The sequence below is a fragment of the Micrococcus sp. HSID17227 genome (genome assembly GCF_003989405.1).
GTDB classification, from domain to species: Bacteria; Actinomycetota; Actinomycetes; order Actinomycetales; family Micrococcaceae; genus Micrococcus; species Micrococcus luteus.
Genome location: NZ_RBLN01000122.1, coordinates 1 through 6,191, shown reverse-complemented (window position 1 = coordinate 6,191; position 6,191 = coordinate 1). Strand labels below are relative to the sequence as shown.

Annotated in this window: 6 protein-coding genes; 5 read left to right on the top strand and 1 reads right to left on the bottom strand. The window is 73.4% G+C overall.

Features of this window, described 5'->3' with window-relative positions; all coding sequences use genetic code 11:
- The 5 genes from D8M29_RS07425 to D8M29_RS07405 all read left to right on the top strand — a co-directional run.
- Positions 1-382, top strand: a 382-nt coding sequence (locus D8M29_RS07425; RefSeq protein WP_161972461.1) for a LysE/ArgO family amino acid transporter, incomplete at its 5' end; no start/stop codon positions are given.
- Positions 383-407: 25 nt separating this feature from the next.
- Positions 408-878, top strand: coding sequence for an NUDIX domain-containing protein (locus D8M29_RS07420; protein WP_036336764.1), 471 nt, complete (start codon positions 408-410; stop codon positions 876-878).
- A 58-nt stretch (positions 879-936) separates the two neighbouring features.
- The gene (locus D8M29_RS07415; RefSeq protein ID WP_127435341.1) at positions 937-2,820 is read left to right on the top strand and encodes an ABC transporter ATP-binding protein; all 1,884 of its coding nucleotides are present in this window, start codon (positions 937-939) and stop codon (positions 2,818-2,820) included.
- Between the two features lie 178 nt (positions 2,821-2,998).
- Positions 2,999-3,994, top strand: coding sequence for a hypothetical protein (locus tag D8M29_RS07410; RefSeq protein WP_049147022.1), 996 nt, complete (start codon positions 2,999-3,001; stop codon positions 3,992-3,994).
- 118 nt (positions 3,995-4,112) lie between these two features.
- Positions 4,113-5,123 (top strand): bile acid:sodium symporter family protein, encoded by a 1,011-nt coding sequence (locus D8M29_RS07405; RefSeq protein ID WP_036336767.1) that lies wholly within the window; start codon positions 4,113-4,115, stop codon positions 5,121-5,123.
- A gap of 89 nt (positions 5,124-5,212) precedes the next feature.
- Here the strand turns inward: D8M29_RS07405 and D8M29_RS07400 are convergent, their stop codons facing one another.
- Positions 5,213-6,073, bottom strand: a complete 861-nt coding sequence (locus D8M29_RS07400) for a VOC family protein (protein WP_127435340.1) — start codon at positions 6,071-6,073, stop codon at positions 5,213-5,215.
- Positions 6,074-6,191 lie beyond the last annotated feature (118 nt).

The window sequence follows — 6,191 nt, the reverse complement described above, 5'->3', positions numbered from 1 at the left end:
GCCCGGCGTCGGCGCCCCCTCGGGCGGCGGATCGGTGGCGGTGCGGCAGCGCGTGCAGCCGCGCCGCGTGGCGCTGGACCGCCCACAGACGCCGCTGCCGCGGATCATCCTGCTGGCGCTGTCCGTCTCCCTGGTGAACCCGCACGCCATCCTCGACACGGTGGTGATGATGGGCACCTTCGCGCAGACGTTCGGGGCGGCGAAGTGGGCGTACGTGGGCGGCGCGGTGGCGGCCTCGCTCGTGTGGTTCGCCGCGCTCGGCTGGGGCGGCACCAAGCTCGCCCCGTCCATGGACTCGGCGCGGACGTGGCGGATCGTGGACGCCGTGGTGGGCGTGCTCATGCTGGGAATCGCCGTGAAGGTGGGGCTCACGCTCCTCTGAGCCGCCCGGGGAGGATGATGGGGGCATGAGTCCTTCCCCCTCCGACTCCGCCCCCACGCCGACCGTCGCAGCCGGGGAGGTCATCCGCGTCTCCGCCGTCGTGCTGGCCCGCCCGGACCGCCGCGTGCTGACCGTCCGCAAGGCCGGCACCGCCATGTTCATGTTCCCCGGCGGCAAGCACCTGCCCGGCGAGGCCCCCGTGGACACCGCCGTCCGCGAGGTGGCCGAGGAGACCGGGCTGCGCCTGCGCCCGGACGAGCTGACCCGCCTCGGCGCGTGGGACACCGCCGCCGCCAACGAGCCCGGCGCCGCCCTGCACTCGGAGGTGTTCGCGCTGTGGCGGCCCGTCGCCCGGCACGAGGTCCCCGAGCCGACGGACGAGATCGTCGAGCTGCACTGGATGGACCCCGCCGCCCCGGCCGCACCGGGCGGGCACGGCGTGGCCCCGCTGCTGCACCCCGTGCTGGCCGCCGTCGCGGCAGCGCCCCCGTTCTGACCTCCAGGCGGGCCGACCGGCCCGCGCTGATGTCCGCACCGGCCACTAGCCTGGCCGGGTGACGTCGCTGCTCCGCATCCTGCGCTTCGCGCCCCAGCTCCACCGCCTCTACCTCGGCATCGCCGTCAGCTCCGTGCTGGCCGCGGTGCTGGCCCTGGCCACCCCGTTCCTGATCGGTGCGGCCACGGACCGGATCGTCGCCGCCGTCGCGGGGGAGACCGACGTGGCCGAGGCCGTCACCGCGGTGACCTGGCTGGCGGTCGCGTTCCTCGCCGTCGAGGTGGCGACCACCCTGGTGGTGAGCGTGGGCGGCTACTGGGGCGACGTGATGGCCGCGCGCATGCGCACCATTCTCTCCACGCGGTACTTCGAGCAGCTGCTGCACCTGCCCCAGCGGTACTTCGACACCGCGATCACCGGGCGGGTCGTCAACCGGTTGAACCGCACCATCAACGAGATCACCCAGTTTCTGCAGTTCTTCGCGAACAACGCGTTCACCATGCTCGTCACCACCGCCGCGGTGCTCGTGATCACGGCGTTCTACTGGTGGCCGCTGGCGATCCTGCTGGCCGTCGTCTTCCCCGTGTACATGTGGCTCACCGCGCGGACGTCCGCGAAGTGGCAGGTGTGGGAGGGGGAGAAGAACACGGAGGTGGACGTCGCCTCGGGGCGGTTCGCCGAGGTGGTCTCCCAGATGTCCGTGGTGCGGGCCTACAACCGGCAGGACCACGAGCTCACCGGGTTCCGCGACCGGTTCCTGCGGACCGTGGAGATCACCCGGCAGCAGTCCCGGTTCTGGCACGGCATGGACGCCGGGCGCCGGCTCGCCCTGAACGTGGCCTTCGGCGCGATGTACCTGATCGTGTTCGTCCGCACCGCGCAGGGCCTGTTCTCCGTGGGCGACATGGTGATCCTCCTGCAGCTGATGAACATGGCCCGGCAGCCGATCTTCTCCATGAGCTTCCTCGTGGACTCCGCCCAGCGCGCCGTCGCCGGGTCGAAGGACTACTTCGAGGTGCTCGCCGAGGAGCGCGAGCGGGCCGGCGGGGCGGCGCTCGCGGCGGCGAGCGCGAGTGCGGAGTCGGCGGGTGCGGACGCACCGCGCGTGCCGGCGGAGCCGCGGGCCGACGTCGTGCCGGGTGCGCCGGACGTCCCCGCGGACGTGCCGGCCGTGCGCTTCGACGAGGTCTCCTTCGCCTACGACGCCGACGCCTCCCGCCCCGTGCTGGACCGCGTGTCCTTCGACATCCCGCAGGGTGCCAGGGTGGCGCTCGTGGGCGAGTCGGGCGGCGGGAAGTCGACCATCGCGCACCTGCTGCTGGGCCTGTACCCGGTGACGAGCGGACGCATCGAGGTGTTCGGACAGGACGTCGCCGGGCTGGACCTGGCCGCGCTGCGCGGGCGGATCGCCACCGTGTTCCAGGAGCCGAGCCTGTTCTCCGGGACGGTGCGCGAGAACATCGCCTACGCGGACGCCGACGCCTCCGACGAACGCGTCCGGGCCGCCGCGCAGGCCGCGTACGCGCACCGGTTCGTGGCGGCGTTCGACGACGGCTACGAACAGGTGATCGGCGAGCGCGGGCTGCGGCTGTCCGGCGGGCAGAAGCAGCGGATCGCGGTGGCGCGGGCCGTGCTGAAGGACGCGCCGATCCTTGTGCTGGACGAGGCCACCTCCGCACTGGACACGAAGTCAGAACGGCTCGTGCAGGCGGCCCTCGAGGACCTGATGGTGGGGCGGTCGAGCCTGATCGTGGCGCACCGGCTGAGCACGATCGCGTCCGTGGACCGGATCGTCACGCTGCGCGGCGGGCAGGTGCAGGAGATCGGGACCCCGGCCGAGCTGGCCGCGTCCGGCGGGATCTACGCGCAGCTGCTCGAGCTGCAGAGGGCCGGCACCCAGGAGGCCCGGAAGATGCTGAAGGAGTACGGGCTGAGCGGGTGATCCCGGAATCTTCTGCGGATCCGACCCTTCCGAGCGCTGCGCGGCGGCCCAGAAGGGTCAGATGTGCAACGGATTCCCAGCGCGCGGCAGGACGTCCACGACGACGTCGGCCCGACGCCTCCGCAGGGCCTGTGGACAACCGGGCCCGCCGACGTCGGGAGCGAGCAGGATCGGGGCCATGCGCGTGCCCGGACCCTTCCCCGCCCACCTCCAGGACGCCCCGTTCACGCGGGCGCAGGCGCTGGCCGCCGGGGTGTCCGGGTCGCGGCTGCGCAGCCGGGACGTCGAACGCGTCGCGCACGGCCACTACCGCTGGATCGGCCCCGTCACCGGGGCGACGCCGCCCGCGCGTCCCCTCGCCACCGAGCTGTCCCGGCTGCAGGACCTGGCGGCGATGCGTCCCGACGTCGTGGTGACCGGAGAGTCCGTGGCCCGGTTGCTGGGCTGGCCCCTCCCGGACGACGTGAAGGCCCGGGTGCGTCCTACCGTCCTGCGGTCCCGCACCCGCCGGGTGCTACGGGAGCCCGGCGTGCGCACCCGGCTCGTGGACCTGGACCGCGTCCTCGTGCGGAGGGACCGGCTGCACGGGCTGCGATGGACCTCGCACGCCGACACCTGGTTCCACCTGGCCACCGTCCTGGACCGAGACGCGCTCGTGGCGGTCGGAGATCGGCTGGCACGGGAGGACGAACGGCGGGGGAAGGTCGCGCTGGCCACCCGCCGGGAGCTCGGCGCCGCGCTCGAGCGGCACACCGGCGAGGCCGGGATCGTGCGGGCGCGGGAGGCGCTCGCGCTCGTGCGCACCGGTTCCGACTCCCCGGCCGAGACCGAACTGCGCCTGGCGCTGATGGCCGCGGGGCTGCCCGAGCCGGACCTGCAGATCGAGCTCTGGGACCCGGACTACTCGCTGTGGCACCCCGCCAGCGCGGACCTCGGCTACCGGCGGTGGCGGATCGCGATCCACTACGAGGGCAAGACCCACGACGGCGCCGCGCAGGTCGGCAAGGACACCCGCCGGGACGCGGTGTTCCTGCGTCAGGGCTGGCTCAACATCCGGGTGGCGGGGACGGACCGGTGGCGGGGATTCGTCGAGACGGCGGCGCTGGTGCGGGCCGCGATCGCGGAGCGTGGCGGTCTCGACGCCGGTGGCGCGGAGGATCGTCTGCGGAACTGACCCTTCTGGGGCGGGAGCGGACGTCCAGAAGGGTCAGGGGCGCAGAAGATTCCGGAAGGCCGACGACGGCGCCGCGTCACGCGACGACGCACCGCGGCCCCGCTCTTACCATGACGGGATGACCGCACCGGATCCCGCCCCCACCGACGCCCGCCGCGCGGAAGACCGCTCCGCCCGCATCGCCGTCACCGTCTTCCCGCTGCTGGTGCTCGCCGCCGCGCTCGTGGGCTTCCTCGCCCCGACCGCCGCGAAGACGCTGCTGCCCCAGGTCAACCTGTTCCTCGGGATCATCATGTTCGGCATGGGCCTGACGCTGACCCTTCCGGACTTCGGCCTCGTCGCCCGCCGGCCGCTGCCCGTGCTGCTGGGCGTGGTGGCGCAGTACGCGATCATGCCGCTGCTGGGGCTCGGCGTCGCCGTCGTGCTCCAGCTGCCGCCCGAGCTCGCGGCGGGCGTGATCCTCGTGGGCTCGGCCCCGGGCGGCACGTCCTCGAACGTGGTCAGCTACCTCGCCCGCGCCGACACCGCCCTCTCCGTGGCCATGACCTCCGTGTCCACGCTCCTGGCCCCGCTGCTCACGCCGCTGCTCACCCTGTGGCTGGCCGGCCAGTACATGGCCGTCGACGGCGGCGCCATGGCCAAGTCCATCGTGAACATCGTGCTCCTGCCGGTCCTAGGCGGACTCGTCGTGCGCCTGCTGCTGCGCCGCGTCGTCGACCGCGTGCTGCCCGCCCTGCCGTGGGTCTCGGTGGTGTTCATCGCGCTGGTGGTGGCCGCCGTCGTCGGCAACAGCGCCTCCCGCGTGCTGTCGGCGGGCCTGCTGGTGTTCGCAGCGGTGGTGCTGCACAACGGGCTCGGCTACCTGCTCGGCTACGGCGCGGCGAAGCTGTTCCGGCTGCCCACGCCCGTGGCGCGCACGGTCTCGATCGAGGTCGGCATGCAGAACTCGGGCCTGGCCGCGGGCCTCGCCGCGCAGTACATCTCGCCGGCGGCAGCCCTGCCGGGCGCCGTGTTCTCGATCTGGCACAACCTCTCCGGGGCCGTGCTCGCGATGGCCTACCGCCGTGCGGACGGCCGCAGGGCCGCGGGCGTCCCCGGTTCGGCCCCGGCGGATCGTCTGCGGATCTGACCCTTCCGAGGCGGGATCGGACGTCCAGAAGGGTCAGATCCGCAGACGATTCCGGACGGTCAACGGTCGTCGGTCGACGACGGCGGCCGTCAGCCCTCGGCCGGCGGCTCGTTGATCTGGAACGTGGCCCCGGCGGGGTCCAGCACGGTGGTGACGCGGCCGAACGGGGAGTCCTGGGGGCCGTCCAGGACCGTGCCGCCGTGCTCGCGGATCACCTCGAGCGCGCGGTCCGTGTCCGCCACGGCGAAGTACACGCGCCAGTACCCCACGGTGTTCGGCGGCAGCCAGGTCCGCGCGTCGCACAGGCCCGCGGTCGCGCGGTCGAACGGGTGGTTCGTCGCGTAGCGGGGGCTGTCGTGGGCCGCGTCCTCGGCGTCGGCTACGGTCTGCGTGTCCTCCGGGGCGTCGTCGTCCCCCATCAGGGTGGGCTGCCAGCCGGCCACGGCGCGGTAGAACTCGGCGGACTCGTCGAAGCGGGTGGTCAGGAGCTCGAACCACACGGAGGTGCCGGGGGTGAGCGGCAGATCGTGGCCGGGGAAGGTGCCGGACTGCCAGAAGCCCACGACCTCGTGGCCCGGGCCCTCGGCCACGGCCATCACGCCGAGGTCGCCGACGGGCATCGCGTCCACGAGCACGGCGCCGCCGTTCTCCCGCACCGCGGTGAGGGTGGCGTCCATGTCCTGCGTGCGCAGGTAGACGGTCCACGCGGCGGGCAGGGGGTCCTCGCCGGTCATCTGCGAGACCTGGTCGGCGTCCATGGCGCCGCCCACGGAGGCGCCGTCCTTGGTGATCATCAGGTAGTGGCCGAACTCTTCGCCGGAGTCGGTGAAGGTCCAACCGAAGAGGGCCTCGTAGAAGGCCCGCTGGCGGGCGAAGTCGGGGGCGGTGTAGTCGATCCAGGCGGGGGATCCGGCGGGGGCGGGCGGGGTGGCGTGGGTGCTCTCGCTCATGCGGCTCAGCGTAGGGCGCGCCCGGGACTCCGTCACGAGGTCTCGGGCGCGTCGCCGGGGCGGGATCTTCTGCGGATCCGACCCTCCTGGCGCGCCGACAGACGGTCAGAAGGGTGAA

What these genes read in the sequence shown, in the direction of transcription:
- D8M29_RS07420 (WP_036336764.1), top strand. Translation starts at nt 408, where the DNA reads ATGAGTCCTTCCCCCTCCGACTCCGCCCCCACGCCGACCGTCGCAGCC.
- D8M29_RS07410 (WP_049147022.1), top strand. Translation starts at nt 2,999, where the DNA reads ATGCGCGTGCCCGGACCCTTCCCCGCCCACCTCCAGGACGCCCCGTTC.
- D8M29_RS07405 (WP_036336767.1), top strand. Translation starts at nt 4,113, where the DNA reads ATGACCGCACCGGATCCCGCCCCCACCGACGCCCGCCGCGCGGAAGAC.
- D8M29_RS07400 (WP_127435340.1), bottom strand. Translation starts at nt 6,073, where the DNA reads ATGAGCGAGAGCACCCACGCCACCCCGCCCGCCCCCGCCGGATCCCCC.